Genomic DNA, 19,394 nt, shown 5'->3' with positions numbered 1-19,394 from the left:
AGCGAGGTACGGGGGACGGGGGAGCACGGGGGAGCACGGAACGGCGCCGGTGCGCGGTGGCCCGCGGGGGACGCGGCCACGGCACACCGGCGCCTTTTCCCGTGCGTGCTCTCAGCGGGAGCCGCTCACCCGGCCCTGGAGCAGCCGCGACAGCGCGGCGTGGACGTCGTCCAGGGAGCGCTCCGGCTGGAACGCCTTCCAGTCCAGGGCGGCCACCAGCACCATCCCGACCAGCGCGGCGGCGGTCAGCGGCACATCGATCTCCGCGCAGAACTCGCCGCTCGCCATGCCGTCGCGCAGCACGTCCTCGACGACCGCGACCGCCTGCTTCCGGACCACCATGAGCGTGGACTGCCAGGCCCGGTTGGTGCGCCACAGCTCGGCCACGTACAGCTGGGTGAAGGCGGGATAGCGGTCGATGAAGACCAGCCCGGCGCGGATCATCGCGTCCAGGGCGTCGACCCGGCCGCCGCCCGCGCGCGCCGCGTGCTCGGCCGCCTCCCGCAGGGAGGCGGTGAGGAGGCCCACGCCGTGCCGCAGCAACTCCTCGAAGAGGACGGACTTGCTGGCGAAGTTGTAGTAGACGGTGCCCTTGGCGACCCCGGCCCGCTCGGCGATCTCGTCCACCGTGGTCGCGGAGAAGCCCTGCTCGGCGATGAGTGTGACGGCTGCCTCGTAGAGCTTCTGCCGGGTGGCCTCGCGGCGGGTACGGCCGCCCGGCGTGGCGCTGCTGCTTTCCATGGCCCTGATTGTCACAGGAACGGGCCGCCCGCCGAGCGCCGCCACCGGTCGCGGCCCCGGGCCACCCCACGCCGGGCGGCCCCGCGCCGCCGCCGGGCCCGCACGGACGAGCGAGGCAAAAGACCAGGTCAGAACGGATTGTCAGTGGCATACCGCACGATGGGCACATACGGCACCCGTGCCGTCACCCAGACGACAGGAGGTTCGTCATGGCCAAACCCTCCGCGGCCGCCGCCCACCGGCGCCGCGCCACCGGCCCTGCCCCCTCACTGACCGGCCCGGCGAGCGATGTGCACCCCGTGCTCCGCCGGGCCACGGCCCCGCCCGCCGCCCTCGACCTGCTCGCCCAGGCCCGGTCCGGCCTCGAAGAGGCGGCCGTCCTCCCCACACCGAACGAGCGCTACGCCACCGCCCACCTCGCCGCCCTGCGCACCGCCGCCGCCGTGCTCGCCGCGCGGGCCCGCCCGGAGACCGGCTCCCGGCGGCGGGCCCGGATCCGCAGCGCCTGGGAGGTGCTCCCCGAGATCGCACCCGAACTGACCGAGTGGAGCGCCCTGTTCGCCTCGGGCGCCCGCCGCCGCGCGCTGGCCGAGGCCGGGGTGCGGGGCGCGGCGGGCCACCGGGACGCCGACGACCTGATGCGGGACGTGGCGATGTTCCTGCGCATCGTCGAGCGGATGCTGGTCCTCCAGCCGGTCCTGCCGCCGCCCCGGCCGGGGGAGCCGGCGGCAGGACCGCGCACCGCCGGGACCGAGCAGGCCGGAGGTCCGCGGACCGGCGGCGCGCGGGTTGCGCGACCACCGGCCGACGGCATACCGGACGCGGGCTGACCCGCGCGGGTCCGGGGCGGCGGGAGGCGGCGCCGAGGCGACGGGCGGACCGGGCGGCGGAGGCAATAGGGTGGAGACGCCTGAAGCCTTCCCACCTCCCGTGTCGCGGGCCGGGGAGGCAGCCCGATCGCTCCGCCGTACCCGAGGCGGTGCCGCCGCGAGGAGTCAACTGCCGTGTCGGACCCGATGCGCCCACCCGTCGCCCGATCCCGCGCCTCGCTTCGCACGGCCGTGGTCTGGGACGTCCTGCGGGACGCCCTCGACCGGCTGGCCAAGGCCACGGGCCGGGAGTCGCTGGACGTCCTCGACACCGGCGGCGGCAGCGGCAACTTCGCCGTGCCCGTGGCCCGCCTCGGCCACCGTGTCACCGTCGTCGACCCCAGCCCCAACGCGCTCTTCGCGCTGGAGCGCCGCGCCGGCGAGGCCGGTGTGGCCGACCGGGTGCGCGGCGTGCAGGGCGATGTGCACGGCCTCTTCGACGTGGTCGAGCGCGGCGGCTACGACGCGGTGCTCTGCCACGGCGTCCTGGAGTACGTCGACGACCCGGCCGCCGGCGTCGGCAACGCGGTCGCGGCGCTGCGCCCCGAGGGAGTGCTCAGCCTGCTCGCCGCCGGACTCGGCGGCGCGGTGCTCGCGCGGGCCCTGGCCGGCCACTTCACGGAGGCCCGGCAGGCGCTGGGCGACCCGGAGGGGCGCTGGGGCGAGGGCGACCCGGTGCCGCGCCGCTTCACCGCCGAGCAGCTCACCGGCTTCGTCGAGGAGGCGGGCCTGGCGATCGGCGCGGTGCACGGCGTACGGGTCTTCGCCGACCTGGTGCCGGGCGTGCTGGTGGACACCGAGCCGGGGGCGCTGGACGCCCTGCTCCAGCTGGAGGCGGCGGCGGCCGAACTGCCGGCGTTCCACTCCGTGGCCACCCAGCTCCACGTCCTCGGTGAGACCCGGGGTGCGCCCGGGGCCTGACCGGCCTGGTGCGACGGGCCGCCGGCCGGCGGCCCGGCCGGGCATGGAGTGTGCCACAGGCCCCCCGATCCAGGTGGTGGCGCCGTATGATCGAGGGAGGCCGCCCGGCATGACGGGCCGGTCGCCGGGGAATGAAGCCTCAGCGAGCCGGGTTCCGTCATGGTGATCCGGTTGGCCAATTGGCGTAGAGGGGCGGGTTTCACGGGGGCGATTCCCTGCCTATCCTGAAGGGACCCCCCGGGTCGCCCCGGCGACTGCACGATGAGGAGGACTCCGTGCCGCTCTCGGAGCACGAGCAGCGCATGCTCGAGCAGATGGAGCGAGCGCTGTACGCCGAAGATCCCAAGTTCGCGTCGGCGCTCGAGGGAAGCGGGCTGCGTACGTACACCCGGCGGCGGGTCTACCAGGCGGTCGCGGGCTTCCTCGTAGGTATCGCGCTCCTCATGGCAGGTGTGATCGCCCAGTATCCCTGGGTGAGCGTGGTGGGCTTCCTGGTGATGCTGGGATGCGCGCTGCTGGCCGTGACCGGCTGGCGCAAGGCTCCCAAGCCGGGCGAGCGGCCCGCCGCCGGTCCGCATCCGGGCCGTCAGGCGCGTTCGAAGCGCTCCATGATGGACCGCATCGAGCAGCGCTGGCAGCGCCGCCGCGACGAGCAGGGACGATAGCCCCCGCCCGAGCGGCACATCACGAACGGCTTGTGTGAGGAGCCGACCACGACTCGTGGTCGGCTCCTTGGTCATGCCGTGCCTCGCCTCCATGGCCGGCCAGCCGGCCCCGGCCCCGGCGCCCGGTCGCCCGGCCCCGCCCGTCCCGCCCGCGGTGGTTTGTCGGCCCAGGAAGACGCGCCCCGGCAGGACGCGGCTCGGCGGGCTCGGCGGTGGACGACCGGGGCAGGACGCGGCCCGGTCCGTCACGACGCGGCTCGGAGCGCCCCCCGGCCGGTCCGTTCCCCTCGGCGGTCGCCCGGGGCGGGCCCCGGCGACCACCTCGCGCCGGGCGGTCAGCCCTGCTGGCGCGAGGGGCGGCGCAGGGCCGGGCGGAGAGCCGCGGCGCGGGCGCGGAGGGCGGCCGAACGGGCGGAGAGGGCCCAGGACAGACGCGCGGTCGAGCGGGGGGCGAGGGCGGCGCGCAGCCGGGCACCGCGCGAGGCCGAGCCGCGCAGCCCCGCGACGACCCGGCGGACGTCGTCGGCGAGCCCCGGCATCGGGCTCGGGCTCGGCGCGTAGAGCACCTGCTCCAGGGCGTCGGCCAGCCGGTGGGCCGAGGCGGCGGCCACCGGGTCGAGCCGTCCCGCCCGGACGATCCGCTCCGCCGTCCTGCGCGGGGTCTGCGACTCGTCCGGGAAGATCCCGAAGTCCCAGGCCGTGTCGGTCAGTTCCTGCCAGACGGCCAGCCGGTGCGGGAGCGCGTCCGCCGGGCCCCGGCCGTGCGCCCCCAGCCGGACGGCTCTTCTCCGCTTCCGCCACAGCAGCGGTGACAGCAGCAGGACGAGCACGGCGAGCCCGCCCAGGGCCCAGCCCGTGACCACCCCCCACGGCGTGCCGCTGTCCCCGGCGGGCAGCGCCGCCTGCGCGGACGGGCTCGGGCACTCCTGGAGCCGCTTCATCTGCGGGGTGCAGCCGGTGCTCGCGGACGGCGCGGCGGACGGCTGCGAGCTGGCCCCCTGGGACGGCAGCGCCGGGTTCGGCAGCGTCGAGTTCGAGGGGTCCGAGGTGGTGTACTGCGGGACCGTGCCCCGGGTCGGCGTGGGCTCGAAGCGGGTCCAGCCGACGCCCTGGAAGTACAGCTCGGGCCAGGCGTGCGCGTCCTTGAGCCCCACCTGGACACTGCCGTCGCCCTGCGCGGCACCGGGGGCGAAGCCCACCGCCACCCGCGCGGGGATGCCGAGCGTACGGGCCATCGCCGCCATGGTGAACGAGAAGTGCACGCAGAAGCCCCGCTTGTCCCTGAGGAACCGTGTGATCCCCTGCGAGCCCGAGCCCACCTCGACCTGAGTGTCGTACTGGAAGCCGCCTTCGAAGGAGAACCAGTTCTGGAGCTTCACCGCCTGCTCGTAGTGGTTCGCCGCTCCCGCCGTGACCCGGCGCGCGGTGCTCGCCACGACGCCCGGCAGGCTGTCGGGCACCTTGGTGTACTCGCGCTCCAGAGCCGCGGGAGGCTGCCCGGCGGTGGCGAGCTGCTCCGCCGTCGGCTGCACCTCCAGGCTCTTGACCTGGTACGACAGCCCGCGGGTGTTCTGCCCGTGGTCGCCGACCAGGGTCATGCCCACGGGCTCGTAGCGCCAGCTGCCGTCGACCCGCACACCGCTCGGTGGGTACGGCATCGGCAGCCAGTCCTGCGCGTACCAGTCGGCGGCGGCGACGGAGGTGGTGATCTCGGTGCGCCGGACGCCGCCGTCCAGGCCGGACGGGCTGGGGAACGGGTCCGGCACGCCGACGATGTGCCGCTGGGACGGCTTCCAGGTGGTGCCGTCGAAGTCGTCCAGGGAGACGATGCGCAGATACAGGTCGGAGGCGTTCGGGGAGTTGGTGCGCAGACTGAGGACCGTGCGGTTCTCGTCGACGTTCAGGCTGTCGCGCAGGGACACCAGCGGGTTCACCGCCGAGATGGTGCCGCCGCCCCCGATGCCCGAGCCCACGCCGCCGTCGCCGTCCAGCAGGCCGCCGCGCATTCCGGGCAGGGCGAGCGGCACCACCAGGGCGACACCCAGCGCGACCGCGCCGATCCGGCGTCCGGTGCGGATCGGGGCCACCGCGCCGCCGGACCCGCCGCCCGGCGCCCGTGCCGCACCGCCGAACACCCGGCCCCACTGCGCGAGCCGGTCCCGGCCCTCGACCAGCAGCAGCATGAGGTAGCCGGCCGCCGCCAGGAGGAACCACAGCCAGGCCGAGCCGCCGTCGGACAGCCCGGCCGCCACGGAGTACAGCGCGAGCAGCGGGAGTCCGGCGGGGGCCGCGCTGCGCAGGGTCACCGCGAGGGTGTCCACGATCAGCCCGATCACCAGCACACCGCCGATGAGCATCAGCCGGATGCCGTCGGACAGCGGCGCCGGGATCGCATAGCGCCCGACGTCGTCACCGCCCTGCTGGAGCAGGGCGGCCAGCCGGCGGAAGGCGTCCGGACCGGGGATCAGCCCGGCGATCGCCTGCTGCCGGGCGAAGAGGAGGGTGAGCAGCAGCAGGGTGGCCAGGGCCTGCGCCGCCACGGTCAGCGGGCGCGCCAGCGGCACCCGGCGGGCCGCCACGCCGACGCCCGACTGCACCGCGAGCATCAGTGTCGCCTGGAGGATCCAGGTGGCGGGGGAGACCAGCGGCAGCAACGCGCACGCCGCCATCAGTGTGGCCACCGCCGCACACAGCGCCAACCGCGTCCGCCCGCTCATCCCCGCCCCTCCCGCCGGCCCACCGGCCGGGTCACGCCGCTCATGCCCCTGTCCCCACTCGCCCGCGCCCCGGCCAGGGACGCCGCGACATCCCGACGCGCCCGGAGCCGGGACCCGGCCCGCGCTCGCTGCCGGAGACCGCGCCCACTTCTGCGCGCGTTCCCGCTCCCGCACCCGACGCGGGGCCCGAGCCCACTGCCACGGCCTCGCCGCCCGTCCCGTCGGCCACCCCGGGCCGCCCCCGCACCCCCGGTGGCGGATCCCGGCCCGGTACCCGGCGGTGATCCACCCGGCCGCCGCGGCGCCCGGCCCGCCGCCGTGCCGCCCATCACGGCCTTTCCCCGGCCGCGCCCGCGCCGCGCGCCGCCACCGGTCCGCCCGTGCCCGGCCCCGCCGGGCCGGATCCCGCGCGGCTCGCCGCCGTCGACGGGGCGAAGTGGGAGCCGCCGACCGGGCCTGAGGCGGAGCGCTCATGGTCCGCCCGGCGCCATGCCTCGTCCAGGGACATGCCCCGGGGCACGCGCACGGCCGTCCAGCCCGTGTCACGGAGCATCCGCAGCCGCGCACCGGCCGCGTCACCCGCCGCGGGTGCGCCCGCCGGGTCACGGTTCCAGTCCTCGCTGTCCAGGACGAAGGCGACCGCGCCCCCGCTGCGCTGCCGCATCTTCGCGGCCATCGTGGTCTGTGCCTCGTCGAGATCGCCGAGGAAGGCCACGAGCAGGCCCTCGTTGCCGCCGCGCAGCACGTCGTAGGCGCGGGAGAGGCCCGCTCCGTCCGAATGGTCGATCACGGCGAGGGTGTCCATCAGCAGCCCGGCCGCGTCCGCCGAGTCCTGGCCGGCCCCCGCGAAGCCCTCCGAGCCCTCGCCCGGCACCGAATCACCGGTGTCGGTCAGCAACCGCACCGAGAAGCCGCGCTCCAGCATGTGCACCAGGACGGAGGCGGCACCGGAGACGGCCCACTCGAAGGCCGCGTCGGGGCCCGCGCCCCGGTAGGCGACGGCGCGGGTGTCCAGCAGCACCGTGCAGCGGGCCCGCTGCGGCTGCTCCTCGCGGCGCACCATCAGCTCGCCGTAGCGCGCGGTGGAGCGCCAGTGCACGCGGCGCAGATCGTCCCCGTAGCGGTAGCCGCGCGGGATCACGTCGTCCTCGCCGGCCAGCGCCAGCGAACGCTGCCGCCCGTCGCCGTACCCCTTGGCCTCACCGCTCAGCCGCACCGGCGGCAGCGGCTCCACGCGCGGGACGACCGTGAGCGTGTCGTAGGCGGAGAAGGAGCGGGTCAGCTCGCACATCCCGAACGGGTCGGTCAGCCGCAGTTGCAGCGGGCCGAGCGGATAGCGCCCGCGCAGGTCGGAGCGGACCCGGTAGGACACCTCGCGGCGTCCGCCCGGCTCCATCCGGTCCAGGACGAAGCGCGGCCGGGGCCCGAGGACGTAGGGCACCCGGTCCTGGAGCATCAGCAGGCCCGTGGGGAGCCGGGAGACGTTGTCCATCCGCAGATGGACGCGGGCCTCGGCGCCCGCGGGCACCCGCCCGGGGCTGAGGCGGCGGCTGCCCGCGACCCGGTGGCGGGTGCGGTGGAGCACGGCCGCGCAGACCAGGGGCAGCACGGCCAGCAGCAGGCCGACCCGCAGCAGTTCGCCCTGCCCGAGGATGTACGCGCACACGGCCGCCGCGATCCCGGCGGCCAGGAAGGACCGGCCGCGGGTGGTGAGACCCGAGAGCGCCGTACGGAAGCCGCCCCGGCCGCCCTGCTCGTCCTCCGCGCGCGCGGGCCCCGGGCCGGTCATCACAGCCTCCGCGGCTGCTGCCGGCCGAACTCCGGCGCGGTGTTGCCCATTCCGAGGCCGCCGCCCGCCTGGGCCGCCGCGGGCACCGGGGTGCGCTGCACGATCTCGTCGACGACCTGCTCCGCCGTCCGCCGGTTGAGCTGCGCCTGCGCGGTGGGCAGCAGCCGGTGGGCCAGCACCGCGACGGCGAGTGCCTGCACGTCGTCGGGCAGCGCGTACTCCCGGCCGCTCAGCGCGGCCGACGCCTTCGCCGCGCGCAGCAGATGCAGCGTCGCGCGCGGGGAGGCGCCGAGTCTGAGGTCGGGGTGGGTGCGGGTGGCGGCGACCAGGTCGACCGCGTACCGCTGCACGGCCTTGGCGACGTGCACCGCGCGGACCGCGTCGATGAGCTTCACGATGTCGTGCGCGTGCGCCACCGGTTGCAGGTCGTCCAGCGGGCTGACGCCGCCGTGCACGTCCAGCATCTGCAGCTCGGCCTCCGGGCTGGGATATCCGATGGACACCCGGGCCATGAAGCGGTCGCGCTGTGCCTCGGGCAGCGGGTAGGTGCCCTCCATCTCGACCGGGTTCTGCGTGGCCACCACCATGAAGGGGGCGGGCAGTTCGTAGGTCTGCCCGTCGATGGTGACCTGGCGCTCCTCCATGGACTCCAGCAGCGCCGACTGGGTCTTGGGGGAGGCGCGGTTGATCTCGTCGCCGATCACGATCTGCGCGAAGATGGCGCCCGGCTTGAACTCGAAGTCCCGGCGCTGCTGGTCCCAGATGGACACACCGGTGATGTCCGACGGCAGCAGGTCGGGCGTGAACTGGATGCGCCGCACCGAGCAGTCGATGGAGCGCGCCAGCGCCTTGGCGAGCATCGTCTTGCCCACGCCGGGGACGTCCTCGATGAGGAGGTGCCCCTCGGCGAGCAGAACGGTCAGCGAGAGCCGTACGACCTCGGGCTTGCCCTCGATCACTCCTTCCACCGAACCGCGGACACGCTCCACGGTGGCGGTCAGATCACCCCCCACGCCCGACCGCGCTCGCGCGGGGGCACCCCCATGGCTCGCTCGATCGTCATAGGTCGTCACCGGCCCTCCTCGGCCCGTCCCCGCACCCGTCGCCGGGCGGGGGATTCCCCAGATTTCCGGGCCGACGCCCCGCTGCGCGGACCGGGCCCACCCCGAACACGACATCACCCGGAAGGTCCCGCGTGATGTCACACCCCGCATTCTTGCCGCCGTTACCGATTCGTGTCACTCGCCTGTGGACAACTGGCCGCGATATTCGGGTTTCACGACTTTTCACCGTGGACGACACGCAACCCGCCCGCATGGCGTCGCGGTCCCGCCCGCATGTCACCGACGCCCCGCCCCGGCACCCCGGGGCGGGGCCCGGGGTCACTCCGGGTCGATCTCGCGCAGCCGGCCCGTGCGGACGTCGAACACGAAGCCGCGCACGTCGTCGGTGTGCGGCAGGAACGGCGAGGTGCGCACCCGCTGCATCGACTGCCGCACGTCCTGGTCGGCGTCCTTGAAGGCCTCCACCGCCCAGGAGGGGCGCTGTCCGACCTCCATCTCCAGGTCGTGGCGGAAGTCCTCGGTGATGGTCTGCATGCCGCAGTTGGTGTGGTGGATGAGCACCACCCTGCGGGTGCCGAGCGCGCGCTGGCTGATGGCGAGCGAACGGATCACGTCGTCGGTGACCACACCGCCCGCGTTGCGCAGCGTGTGGCAGTCGCCGAGCCGCAGACCGAGCGCGGCGTGCAGGTCGAGACGGGCGTCCATACAGGCCACGACGGCGACCTGGAGGACCGGCCGGGCGTCCATGCCCGGGTCGGTGAACGCGTCGGCGTAGGTCCCGTTGGCCGTGACGAGCCGGTCGATGACGGAACGGTCCGTTATGGCGTCCTCGGGACCGGCGGGAACTGATGCGGAAGTCGTCATACTCATGACGTTACTGGGCGTGCGCGCCGCGGTCTCGTCGTGGGAGCGGACAAAGAACATCACAGTGGCTTGTTGTGAGAGAACCCACACACAGGGTGATCCGCGGCCATGCGGGTGAACCGGCGGCCCGCGCCGTGTCCCGGCACTCCGGCGGGCGACGCGCAGGCCGGTTGATTGACCGGGCGACACGGTGGACTAAAGTGACGCGAAGCGGGAGGCGCAGCCCTCCCTGCTGCACGGCATTTCCCCGGAGACCACGGCTCGCGCCCGACAGTCTCCCCACGTGCGCGGCGCGTACGTACGGCTCGGCCTCCTCCCGCTCCCGGTCGGCTGACGCTTCCGGCGCCGGCAGGGCCCCCTCGTCCCGCGAGCGGTCGGGGACCCGGCGGTGCGTGCGGGCCCGCCGGACCTGAGAGGGCCCCTTGAGCGACAGCCGACACGTCCCCGTGATGCTCCAGCGGTGCCTGGACCTGCTGGCGCCCGCCCTGGAGCGGCCGGGAGCGGTGGTCGTCGACTGCACCCTCGGGCTCGGCGGACACAGCGAGGCGCTGCTCACCCGCTTCCCCGAGGCCCGCCTCGTCGCCCTGGACCGCGACAAGGAGGCGCTGCGCCTGTCCGGTGAACGCCTCGCCCCCTTCGGTGACCGCGCCACCCTGGTGCACGCCGTCTACGACGAACTGCCCGAGGTGCTCGACAGGCTCGGCCTGCCGCGCGTACGGGGCGTCCTGTTCGACCTCGGGGTCTCCTCCATGCAGCTCGACGAGGCCGACCGCGGCTTCGCCTACGCCCAGGACGCGCCCCTGGACATGCGCATGGACCAGTCGGCGGGCATCGGCGCCGCCGAGGTGCTGAACACCTATCCGCCCGGCGAACTGGTGCGCATCCTGCGGGCCTACGGCGAGGAGAAGCAGGCCAAGCGGATCGTGGCCGCCGTGGTGCGCGAGCGGCAGAAGGAGCCCTTCACCCGCAGCGCCCGCCTGGTGGAGCTGATCCGCGACGCGCTGCCCCAGGCCGCCAAGCGCACCGGCGGCAACCCCGCCAAGCGCACCTTCCAGGCGCTGCGCATCGAGGTCAACGGCGAACTCGCCGTGCTGGAGCGGGCGATCCCGGCCGCGGTGAAGGCCCTCGACGTCGGCGGAAGGATCGCCGTACTGTCGTACCAGTCGCTCGAAGACCGCCTGGTCAAGCAGGTGTTCGCGGCCGGAGCCGCCACGACCGCGCCCCCCGGGCTCCCGGTCGTCCCCGAGCGCTACCAGCCCCGGCTCAAGCTGCTCACCCGCGGTGCCGAACTTCCCACCGAGGAAGAGATCGCCGAGAACCGGCGGGCGGCACCGGCCCGGCTGCGCGGTGCCGAGCGCATCAGGGAGGACACCGAGTGAGCCAGGGGGACCAGTGAGCAGCAAACCCGAGCCGCGGGGGCGTGCCGCCCGGCTGGCGCGGCTCCTGCCGGGAAAGGGGCCCCAGGCAGCCCGCGCCCCCTTCGTCCTGCTCGTCGTGCTGCTCCTGGGCGGCGGCCTCATCGGGCTGCTGGTGCTGAACTCCGCGCTCAGCGAAGGCGCCTTCCAGATGGACGACCTGAAGAAGGACACCAAGAACCTCACGGACGAGGAGCAGGCCCTCCAGCGGGACATCGACTCCTACTCCGCCCCCGACGCCCTCCAGCGCCGCGCGCGGCAGCTGGGCATGGTGCCCGGCGGTGATCCCGCCTTCCTGAACCCCGACGGCACCGTCAAGGGCGTGCCCTCCGCCGCCGCCGGGCAGTCCGCCGCCTACGACCTCCCGGTGTCCGTACGGCCGCCCGAGAGCCTGACGGGCGACACGCTGCCCACGGCCCCCGCGCCCGCCGCCGACGGCACCGCCCCGGACACCGGGCAGAGCGCGCCCGCCGCGCCCCCCGGGAGCGACACCGCCGCGCCCGCCGGGCAGGCCGACGCGACCGGCCCCCAGCCCGCCACGACCCCGACCCCCGGCAGGTGACGGAAGTGACCGACAGGGAACCGCCGCGCCGCCGCGTGCCCGGACCCGCCAGGCCCGCCAGGCAGGGCCGCCCCGGCGGCGGCAGGCAGCGGCCCGGCCCCGGCGCCCGTCCGGCCCGCCGCCCCAACTCCACCTGGCGGCCCCCGCCGGTGCGCGTCCTGCGCCTGGGCAGCCCCCGGCCCAGACTGCGCATGGTCGCCCTCGCGCTGACCCTGGTGATGCTCGTCTTCGTGGTCCGGCTGCTCCAGGTGCAGGCCGTCGACGCCGGCGCCTACGCGGCCAAGGCCGAGGCCAACCGCTACGTGGTGCACACCATCGCCGCCGAGCGCGGCGGCATCACCGACCGCAACGGCGTCTCCCTGGCCACCAGCGTGGACGCGAACGACATCACGGCCGACCCGACGATGTTCACGCGCGAGAGCCTCAAGGTCGGCGACGGCCCCGAACAGGCCGCCGCGCTGCTCGCCCCGATCATCGGCCAGGACCAGGCCCAGCTGGCGAAGAAGCTGCGCACGGCGAACACCCGCTACGTGCTGCTGGCCCGCCGCCAGACGCCGCAGGTCTGGACGCAGATCAAGGACCTGAAGGCCGCGCTCGCCCAGAAGGCGCGCACGGACAAGACCACCGTCAACGTCCTGGCCGGGGTCTTCTCCGAGCCCAGCACCAAGCGCGTCTACCCGGGCGGCGACCTGGCCGCCGCGCTGCTGGGCTGGGTCAACGCCGAGGGCAAGGGCGGCGGCGGCATCGAGCAGCAGCTCGACAAGCAGCTGGCCGGCAAGCCCGGCAAGATCCGCTACACCCAGTCGGGCGGCCGCGAGGTGCCCACCGCGGGCACCACCGGCACCCCGGCCGTCCCGGGCACCGACGTCGAGCTGACCATCGACCGCGACATCCAGTGGGCCGCGCAGAACGCCATCACCCAGCAGGTGCGCGACTCCCGGGCGGACCGCGGCTACGTGATCGTGCAGGACACCCGGACCGGCGAGATCCTCGCCATGGCGAACTCCCCGGGCTTCGACCCGGGCGACCTGGCCCACGCCGACCCGGCGGCGCTCGGCAACGCCGCCGTCCAGGACGCCTTCGAGCCCGGCTCCACCGCCAAGCTCATGTCGATGGCCGCCGTGCTGGAGGAGGGCGTGGCCACCCCGGGCACCCATGTGGTCGTACCCAACCGGCTGCACCGCGGCGACCGGCTCTTCCAGGACGACGTCGACCACGAGACCTGGTACCTCACGCTCAACGGCGTGCTCGCCCGGTCCAGCAACATCGGCACGATCCTGGCCACCGGACGGCTCGGCAAGACCCAGCCGGAGGCCAACAAGGTCCTCTACTCGTATCTGCGCAAGTTCGGCATCGGCGGCTACACCGGCATCCACTTCCCCGGCGAGACCAAGGGCATCCTGGCGCCGCCCGAGAAGTGGTCCACTTCGCAGCAGTACACGGTCCCGTTCGGCCAGGGCTTCTCCCTCAACGCGCTCCAGGCGGCGTCCATCTACTCGACGATCGCCAACGGCGGGGTCAGGATCCAGCCGAGCCTGGTGCGCGGCACCAAGGGACCCGACGGCCGCTTCACCCCGGCGGCCGAGCCCGCGAAGCAGCGGGTCGTGAGCGCCGAGACGGCCAGGGAACTCTCCCAGATGCTGGAGTCCGTGGTCGACGACGAGCAGGGCACCGGCCTCAAGGCCCGCATCCCCGGCTACCGCGTCGCGGGCAAGACCGGTACGGCCAACCGTGTGGATCCGGCCACCGGCAGATACCGCGGCTACACCTCGTCCTTCGCCGGTTTCGCCCCGGCCGACAACCCCCGCATCACCGTCTACTGCGCGATCCAGAACGCCACCAAGGGCAACTACTACGGCGGCCAGATCTGCGGTCCGATCTACAAGCAGGTCATGACGTTCGCGCTGAAGACCCTCCAGGTGCCGCCGACCGGCGCGCAGACCGCGAACCTGCCCGTCGACTACAAGCCCTGACCCGCCGGGCAGACCCTTTCGGCCCAGCCCGCCCGAGCCCGTACCCCGAGCGCCCCAGCGGCCCCCGACCGGCACGCAGCACCCGCCGGAACCCGTACCACCGGACCAGAACCACCAGGAACCAGCCCGTGACAACGATCACCCCCGACCCCGGGAACCGCCGGCCGCCCGCGGCCTCGCTTCGCCCGCAGGCCGGTGAGCCCGGTACGCTCACCGCCGTGTCACACCCTGATCAGTCCCAAACCACCCAGAAGGGCGCTTCCGTGACGTACCCGGGACCGCCGCGACCGGTTCAGGTCACCGCCATCCCCCTCGCGGAGCTGGCCGATCAGCTGGGTACCGCGCGACCGGACCGCAGCGCCGAGGTCACGGGCATCACCCACGACTCGCGTGCCGTGCGCCCCGGCGACCTGTACGCCGCCCTGCCCGGAGCCCGCGCGCACGGCGCCGACTTCGTCACCCAGGCGGCGAGCCTCGGCGCGGTCGCCGTGCTCACCGACCCGGCGGGCGCCGCCCGCGCCGCCGCGACCGGCCTGCCCGTGGTGGCCGTCGAGGACCCGCGCGCGCGGATGGGCGAGCTGGCGGCGTCCATCTACGGCAGGCCCGGCCGCGACCTGCTCCAGATCGGCATCACCGGCACCTCCGGCAAGACCACCACCGCCTACCTCGTCGAGGGCGGCCTGAAGACCGCGCGGTCCACCGGTCTGATCGGCACGGTGGAGATGCGCATCGGCGACGAGCGCATCAAGTCCGAGCGCACCACACCCGAGGCCACCGACCTCCAGGCCCTGTTCGCCGTGATGCGCGAACGCGGCGTCGAGGCGGTCGCCATGGAGGTCTCCAGCCACGCGCTGGTGCTCGGCCGGGTCGACGGCTGCGTCTTCGACATCGCCGTCTTCACCAACCTCAGCCCGGAGCACATGGAGTTCCACTCCGGCATGGAGGACTACTTCCAGGCCAAGGCGCAGCTGTTCACCCCGCTGCGCAGCAGGCTCGGTGTGGTCAACCACGACGACGAGTACGGCCGCCGGCTCGCCCGGGAGGCCACCGTCCCGGTCGTCACCTTCTCCGCCGAGGGCCACCCGGACGCCGACTGGCGCGCCGAGGACGTGCAGGTCGGCCCGCTCGACTCGACGTTCACGGTGCTCGGCCCCGAGGGGCAGCGGATCGCCGCCAGGTCCCCGATCGCCGGCCCGTTCAACGTCGCCAACACCCTCGCCGCGATCGTCGCGCTGGCCGCCGCAGGACTCGACCCGCAGTCCGCCGCCGACGGCGTGGCCGCCGTCCCGGGCGTGCCGGGCCGCCTGGAGCGCGTGGACGCCGGACAGCCGTACCTCGCGGTCGTCGACTACGCGCACAAGACGGACGCCGTCGAGTCGGTGCTCAAGGCCCTGCGCAAGGTCACCAAGGGCCATCTGCACGTGGTGCTCGGCTGCGGCGGCGACCGCGACACCACCAAGCGCGCCCCGATGGGCGCCGCGGTGGCCCGGCTCGCCGACACCGCCGTGCTGACCTCCGACAACCCCCGCTCCGAGGACCCGCTCGCGATCCTGGCCACCATGCTCCAGGGCGCCGCCTCGGTGCCCGCGCACGAGCGCGGCGAGGTGCTCCTGTTCGAGGAGCGGGCCGCCGCCATCGCCGCCGCCGTGGGCCGGGCCCGGCCCGGGGACACCGTCCTGGTCGCGGGCAAGGGCCATGAGCAGGGCCAGGACATCGCCGGTGTGATCCGCCCCTTCGACGATCGAGAGGTCCTGCGCGAAGCCGTCCGCACCAGCCAGGGATGACCGCCCGTGAGACCAGGGACGGCCCCGTAGAACTGAACGCCCAGGGACGACCGTCCGTACGACCCAGGGATTGAAAATCCAGAAGACCCAGGGGATGAACTTGTGATCGCCCTCTCCCTCGCCGAGATCGCAGCAGTCGTCGGCGGGCAGACGCACGACATACCGGATCCGTCCGTCCAGGTCACCGGACCCGTCGTCCGGGACTCCCGGGAGGCGGTGCCCGGCAGCCTCTTCGTCGCCTTCGCCGGCGAGCGCGTGGACGGCCACGACTTCGCCGCGGACGTCGTCGCGGCGGGCGCCGTCGCCGTGCTGGCCTCCCGTCCCGTCGGCGTGCCCGCGATCGTGGTCGAGGACGTGCAGTGCGCCCTCGGCGCCCTCGCCCGCCACGTCGTGGCCGAGCTGGGCGCGACCCTCGTCGCCCTGACCGGCTCCGCGGGCAAGACCAGCACCAAGGACCTGATCGCCCAGGTGCTGCGGAGCAAGGCCCCGACCGTGTTCACGCCCGGCTCGCTCAACAACGAGATCGGGCTGCCGCTGACCGCCCTGACCGCCACCGAGGAGACGAAGTACCTCGTCCTGGAGATGGGCGCCCGCGGCATCGGCCACATCCGCTACCTCACCGGGCTGACCCCGCCGAAGGTGGGCCTCGTGCTCAACGTCGGCAGCGCCCACATCGGCGAGTTCGGCGGCCGGGAGCAGATCGCCCAGGCCAAGGGCGAGCTGGTCGAGTCCCTGCCGCCGGCCGAGGAGGGCGGCACCGCGATCCTCAACGCCGACGATCCGCTGGTCCGTGCCATGGCCTCCCGTACACAGGCGAAGGTGCTTCTTTTCGGAGAGGTGGGCGAAGCGGACGTACGCGCCGAGAACGTGAGACTCACGGACAGCGGACAGCCCTCCTTCAGGCTTCACACACCCTCCGGTGCATGCGATGTGACCATGCGCCTGTACGGTGAGCACCACGTGTCGAACGCGCTCGCCGCGGCCGCCGTCGCCCATGAGCTGGGCATGTCCGCAACGGAGATCGCCACCGCGCTCTCCGGGGCGGGCTCCCTCTCCCGCTGGCGGATGGAGGTCACCGAGCGCCCGGACGGCGTGACCGTCGTCAACGACGCCTACAACGCCAACCCGGAGTCCATGCGAGCCGCCCTGCGCGCGCTCGCGGCCATGGGCAAGGGGCGGCGGACCTGGGCGGTGCTCGGCAAGATGGCCGAGCTCGGGGACGAGGCGCTCGCCGAGCACGACGCGGTCGGACGGCTCGCCGTCCGGCTCAACGTCAGCAAGCTCGTCGCGGTCGGGGGCAGGGAAGCGTCCTGGCTGCAACTGGGCGCATACAACGAGGGTTCGTGGGGTGAGGAGTCGGTGCACGTGTCCGACGCACAGGCGGCGGTCGACCTGTTGCGCAGCGAGTTGCGCCCGGGGGACGTCGTGCTCGTGAAGGCGTCCCGTTCGGTCGGTCTGGAGAGCGTGGCCCAGGCGCTCGTCGAGACCGGTGCCGAGGGTGAGGTCGCCGCCCGATGATGAACCAGGTCCTGTTCGCAGGAGTCATCGGTCTCTTCCTGACGCTGGTCGGCACCCCGCTGCTGATCAAGCTGCTGGCCCGCAAGGGCTACGGCCAGTACATCCGGGACGACGGCCCGCGCGAGCACGCCAGCAAGCGCGGTACGCCGACGATGGGCGGTATCGCCTTCATCCTGGCGACGGTCGCCGCGTACTTCCTGTCCAAGGTGATCTCCGGCAAGCCCCCGACGTACTCGGGTCTGCTGGTGCTCGGCCTCATGGTCGGCATGGGCATGGTCGGCTTCCTCGACGACTACATCAAGATCGTCAAGCGCCGTTCGCTGGGTCTGCGCGCCAAGGCGAAGATGGCGGGCCAGCTGATCGTCGGCATCGGCTTCGCGGTGCTGTCGCTGATGTTCTCCGACAACCGCGGCAACACCCCCGCGTCCACGAAGCTGTCGTTCATCACGGACTTCGGCTGGACCATCGGCCCGGTGCTGTTCGTGATCTGGGCGCTGTTCATGATCCTGGCGATGTCCAACGGCGTGAACCTCACCGACGGTCTGGACGGTCTGGCCACCGGCGCCTCCGTGCTGGTCTTCGGCGCCTACACCTTCATCGGCGTCTGGCAGTTCCAGGAGTCCTGCGCCAACGCGATGACGCTGACCAACCCCAACGCCTGCTACGAGGTGCGCGATCCGCTGGACCTGGCGGTCGTCGCCTCCGCGCTGATGGGCGCCTGCCTCGGCTTCCTGTGGTGGAACACCTCGCCGGCCAAGATCTTCATGGGCGACACCGGTTCGCTGGCGCTCGGCGGTGTCCTCGCGGGCCTGGCCATCTGCTCGCGCACCGAGCTGCTGATGGCGCTGCTGGGCGGCCTGTTCGTGCTCATCACCATGTCGGTGGTCATCCAGGTCGGCTCCTTCCGGCTCACCGGGAAGCGGGTCTTCCGGATGGCGCCGCTCCAGCACCACTTCGAACTCAAGGGCTGGTCCGAAGTGCTCGTCGTGGTCCGTTTCTGGATCATCCAGGGCATCTGTGTGATCGTCGGACTCGGCCTCTTCTACGCGGGATGGGCAGCGGACAAGTGACCGACTGGCAGGGGAAGAACGTCACCGTCGCCGGACTCGGCGTCTCCGGGATCCCGGCGGCCAAGGTCCTGCACGGCCTCGGCGCGCACGTCACCGTCGTCAACGACGGCGACGACGAACGGGCCCGTGCGCAGGCGGCCGAACTGCGCACCCTGGGCGTCACCGTACGCCTCGGCGACGGCGACACCCTGCCCGAAGGCACCGAGCTGATCGTCACCACGCCCGGCTGGAGGCCGGACAAGCCGCTGTTCCTGGCGGCGGACCGGGCGGGCGTCCCGGTCTGGGGGGACGTCGAACTCGCCTGGCGGCTGCGCGGTCTGGACGGCCGCGAGCCGGCCCCCTGGCTGGCCGTCACCGGCACCAACGGCAAGACCACCACCGTGCAGATGCTCGCCTCCATCCTGACGGCGGCGGGCCTGCGCACGGCGGCCGTGGGCAACATCGGCGTCTCGCTGCTGGACGCCGTCCTCGGCGAGGAGCGCCACGACGTGCTCGCCGTCGAACTCTCCAGCTACCAGCTGCACTGGGCGCCCTCGCTGCGCGCCCACTCCGCCGCCGTCCTCAACCTCGCCCCGGACCACCTCGACTGGCACGGCTCCATGGAGGCGTACGCCGCCGACAAGGGCCGCGTCTACGAGGGCAACCAGGTGGCCTGCGTCTACAACGCGGCCGACCCGGCCACCGAGGACCTGGTGCGCGCGGCCGACGTCGAAGAGGGCTGCCGGGCCGTCGGGTTCACCCTCGGCACCCCGGCGCCCTCCCAACTCGGCGTGGTGGAGGGCATCCTGGTCGACCGGGCCTTCGTCGAGAACCGGCACAAGAACGCCCAGGAGCTGGCCGAGGTCTCCGACGTCCGCCCGCCCGCCCCGCACAACATCGCCAACGCCCTTGCCGCCGCGGCCCTCGCGCGCGCCTTCGGCGTGCCCGCCACGGCCGTGCGGGACGGCCTGCGGGCCTTCACCCCGGACGCGCACCGCATCGCGCACGTGGCCGACGTGGACGGCGTCGCCTACATCGACGACTCCAAGGCCACCAACACCCACGCGGCCGAGGCGTCGTTGGGAGCATATGAGTCGATCGTATGGATTGCGGGCGGTCTGGCGAAGGGCGCGGACTTCGACGAGCTGGTCGCCCGCTCGGCGAAGCGGCTGCGCGGCGCCGTCCTCATCGGCGCCGATCGCGCGCTGATCCGCGAGGCCCTGGCGCGACACGCCCCCGAAGTCCCCGTCGTCGACCTCGACCGGACCGACACTGGGGCCATGCTCCAGGCGGTCCGGGAGGCGCGGCGGCTGGCCGCCACGGGCGACACGGTGCTCCTCGCCCCGGCCTGTGCCTCCATGGACATGTTCACCAACTACAACCAGCGCGGCGACGCGTTCGCGGAGGCCGTTCGCGAACTCGGCACCCGCTGACCCCGGCCGCCCCCGCCGCCGGGCGACCTT

Annotated in this window: 15 protein-coding genes; 10 read left to right on the top strand and 5 right to left on the bottom strand. The window is 73.9% G+C overall.

From position 1 onward, the window contains the following. Positions 1-111: 111 nt before the first annotated feature. Entirely contained in the window at positions 112-741 is a 630-nt protein-coding gene (locus A8713_RS07935) for a TetR/AcrR family transcriptional regulator (RefSeq protein ID WP_064532572.1), read from the bottom strand. A 209-nt stretch (positions 742-950) separates the two neighbouring features. On the opposite strand from A8713_RS07935, the gene A8713_RS07930 reads away from it, so the two are divergent. From A8713_RS07930 to A8713_RS07920, 3 genes are all read left to right on the top strand, one after another. Then, positions 951-1,571, top strand: a complete 621-nt coding sequence (locus A8713_RS07930; RefSeq protein WP_064532570.1) for an SAV_6107 family HEPN domain-containing protein — start codon at positions 951-953, stop codon at positions 1,569-1,571. Between the two features lie 174 nt (positions 1,572-1,745). Then, complete coding sequence (locus A8713_RS07925; RefSeq protein ID WP_064532568.1) at positions 1,746-2,531, top strand: methyltransferase; 786 nt, start codon at positions 1,746-1,748, stop codon at positions 2,529-2,531. A gap of 275 nt (positions 2,532-2,806) precedes the next feature. Next, positions 2,807-3,196: a DUF3040 domain-containing protein gene (locus A8713_RS07920; RefSeq protein WP_064532566.1), complete on the top strand. Its 390-nt coding sequence runs from the start codon at positions 2,807-2,809 to the stop codon at positions 3,194-3,196. A 335-nt stretch (positions 3,197-3,531) separates the two neighbouring features. Here the strand turns inward: A8713_RS07920 and A8713_RS07915 are convergent, their stop codons facing one another. The 4 genes from A8713_RS07915 to A8713_RS07900 all read right to left on the bottom strand — a co-directional run bounded on the left by A8713_RS07915 (position 3,532) and on the right by A8713_RS07900 (position 9,630). Then, positions 3,532-5,913: a transglutaminase TgpA family protein gene (locus tag A8713_RS07915; protein ID WP_064532564.1), complete on the bottom strand. Its 2,382-nt coding sequence runs from the start codon at positions 5,911-5,913 to the stop codon at positions 3,532-3,534. Positions 5,914-6,241: 328 nt separating this feature from the next. Continuing rightward, positions 6,242-7,702 (bottom strand): DUF58 domain-containing protein, encoded by a 1,461-nt coding sequence (locus tag A8713_RS07910; RefSeq protein ID WP_064532562.1) that lies wholly within the window; start codon positions 7,700-7,702, stop codon positions 6,242-6,244. Then, a complete protein-coding gene (locus A8713_RS07905) occupies positions 7,702-8,775 on the bottom strand; it encodes an AAA family ATPase (RefSeq protein WP_381743733.1) in 1,074 nt (357 codons plus the stop codon). The genes A8713_RS07910 and A8713_RS07905 overlap by 1 nt, the downstream gene beginning before the upstream one ends. A gap of 309 nt (positions 8,776-9,084) precedes the next feature. Next, positions 9,085-9,630 carry a beta-class carbonic anhydrase gene (locus A8713_RS07900; protein ID WP_018567467.1) on the bottom strand — a complete coding sequence of 182 codons (546 nt, stop codon included), beginning with the start codon at positions 9,628-9,630 and terminating at the stop codon, positions 9,085-9,087. A gap of 422 nt (positions 9,631-10,052) precedes the next feature. Here A8713_RS07900 and rsmH point away from each other — a divergent pair, with 422 nt between their 5' ends. From rsmH to murD, 7 genes are all read left to right on the top strand, one after another. Continuing rightward, positions 10,053-11,009 (top strand): 16S rRNA (cytosine(1402)-N(4))-methyltransferase RsmH, encoded by a 957-nt coding sequence (gene rsmH, locus A8713_RS07895; protein WP_079158870.1) that lies wholly within the window; start codon positions 10,053-10,055, stop codon positions 11,007-11,009. Positions 11,010-11,022: 13 nt separating this feature from the next. Next, positions 11,023-11,607 carry a septum formation initiator family protein gene (locus A8713_RS07890; RefSeq protein ID WP_064532557.1) on the top strand — a complete coding sequence of 195 codons (585 nt, stop codon included), beginning with the start codon at positions 11,023-11,025 and terminating at the stop codon, positions 11,605-11,607. 5 nt (positions 11,608-11,612) lie between these two features. Continuing rightward, positions 11,613-13,580, top strand: a complete 1,968-nt coding sequence (locus A8713_RS07885) for a peptidoglycan D,D-transpeptidase FtsI family protein (protein WP_064532555.1) — start codon at positions 11,613-11,615, stop codon at positions 13,578-13,580. A gap of 263 nt (positions 13,581-13,843) precedes the next feature. Next, positions 13,844-15,364 carry a UDP-N-acetylmuramoyl-L-alanyl-D-glutamate--2,6-diaminopimelate ligase gene (locus A8713_RS07880; protein ID WP_064532554.1) on the top strand — a complete coding sequence of 507 codons (1,521 nt, stop codon included), beginning with the start codon at positions 13,844-13,846 and terminating at the stop codon, positions 15,362-15,364. 102 nt (positions 15,365-15,466) lie between these two features. After that, complete coding sequence (locus A8713_RS07875; RefSeq protein WP_064532552.1) at positions 15,467-16,882, top strand: UDP-N-acetylmuramoyl-tripeptide--D-alanyl-D-alanine ligase; 1,416 nt, start codon at positions 15,467-15,469, stop codon at positions 16,880-16,882. Further along, a complete protein-coding gene (mraY, locus tag A8713_RS07870; protein ID WP_064532549.1) occupies positions 16,879-17,952 on the top strand; it encodes a phospho-N-acetylmuramoyl-pentapeptide-transferase in 1,074 nt (357 codons plus the stop codon). The genes A8713_RS07875 and mraY overlap by 4 nt, the downstream gene beginning before the upstream one ends. Next, entirely contained in the window at positions 17,934-19,364 is a 1,431-nt protein-coding gene (gene murD / locus A8713_RS07865; RefSeq protein ID WP_064532547.1) for a UDP-N-acetylmuramoyl-L-alanine--D-glutamate ligase, read from the top strand. Before mraY ends, murD begins: the two co-directional genes overlap by 19 nt. Positions 19,365-19,394 lie beyond the last annotated feature (30 nt).

The organism is Streptomyces sp. SAT1, from assembly GCF_001654495.1.
In the GTDB taxonomy this organism is placed as follows: Bacteria; Actinomycetota; Actinomycetes; order Streptomycetales; family Streptomycetaceae; genus Streptomyces; species Streptomyces andamanensis.
Note: the sequence above shows the minus strand (reverse complement) of the source record. Positions and strands in the feature narration are given on the sequence as shown.

Coding starts and splice junctions, on each gene's coding strand:
- A8713_RS07935 (WP_064532572.1), bottom strand. CDS start 741: ATGGAAAGCAGCAGCGCCACGCCGGGCGGCCGTACCCGCCGCGAGGCC.
- A8713_RS07900 (WP_018567467.1), bottom strand. CDS start 9,630: ATGACGACTTCCGCATCAGTTCCCGCCGGTCCCGAGGACGCCATAACG.
- mraY (WP_064532549.1), top strand. CDS start 16,879: ATGATGAACCAGGTCCTGTTCGCAGGAGTCATCGGTCTCTTCCTGACG.
- A8713_RS07910 (WP_064532562.1), bottom strand. CDS start 7,702: ATGACCGGCCCGGGGCCCGCGCGCGCGGAGGACGAGCAGGGCGGCCGG.
- A8713_RS07930 (WP_064532570.1), top strand. CDS start 951: ATGGCCAAACCCTCCGCGGCCGCCGCCCACCGGCGCCGCGCCACCGGC.
- A8713_RS07915 (WP_064532564.1), bottom strand. CDS start 5,913: ATGAGCGGGCGGACGCGGTTGGCGCTGTGTGCGGCGGTGGCCACACTG.
- murD (WP_064532547.1), top strand. CDS start 17,934: ATGGGCAGCGGACAAGTGACCGACTGGCAGGGGAAGAACGTCACCGTC.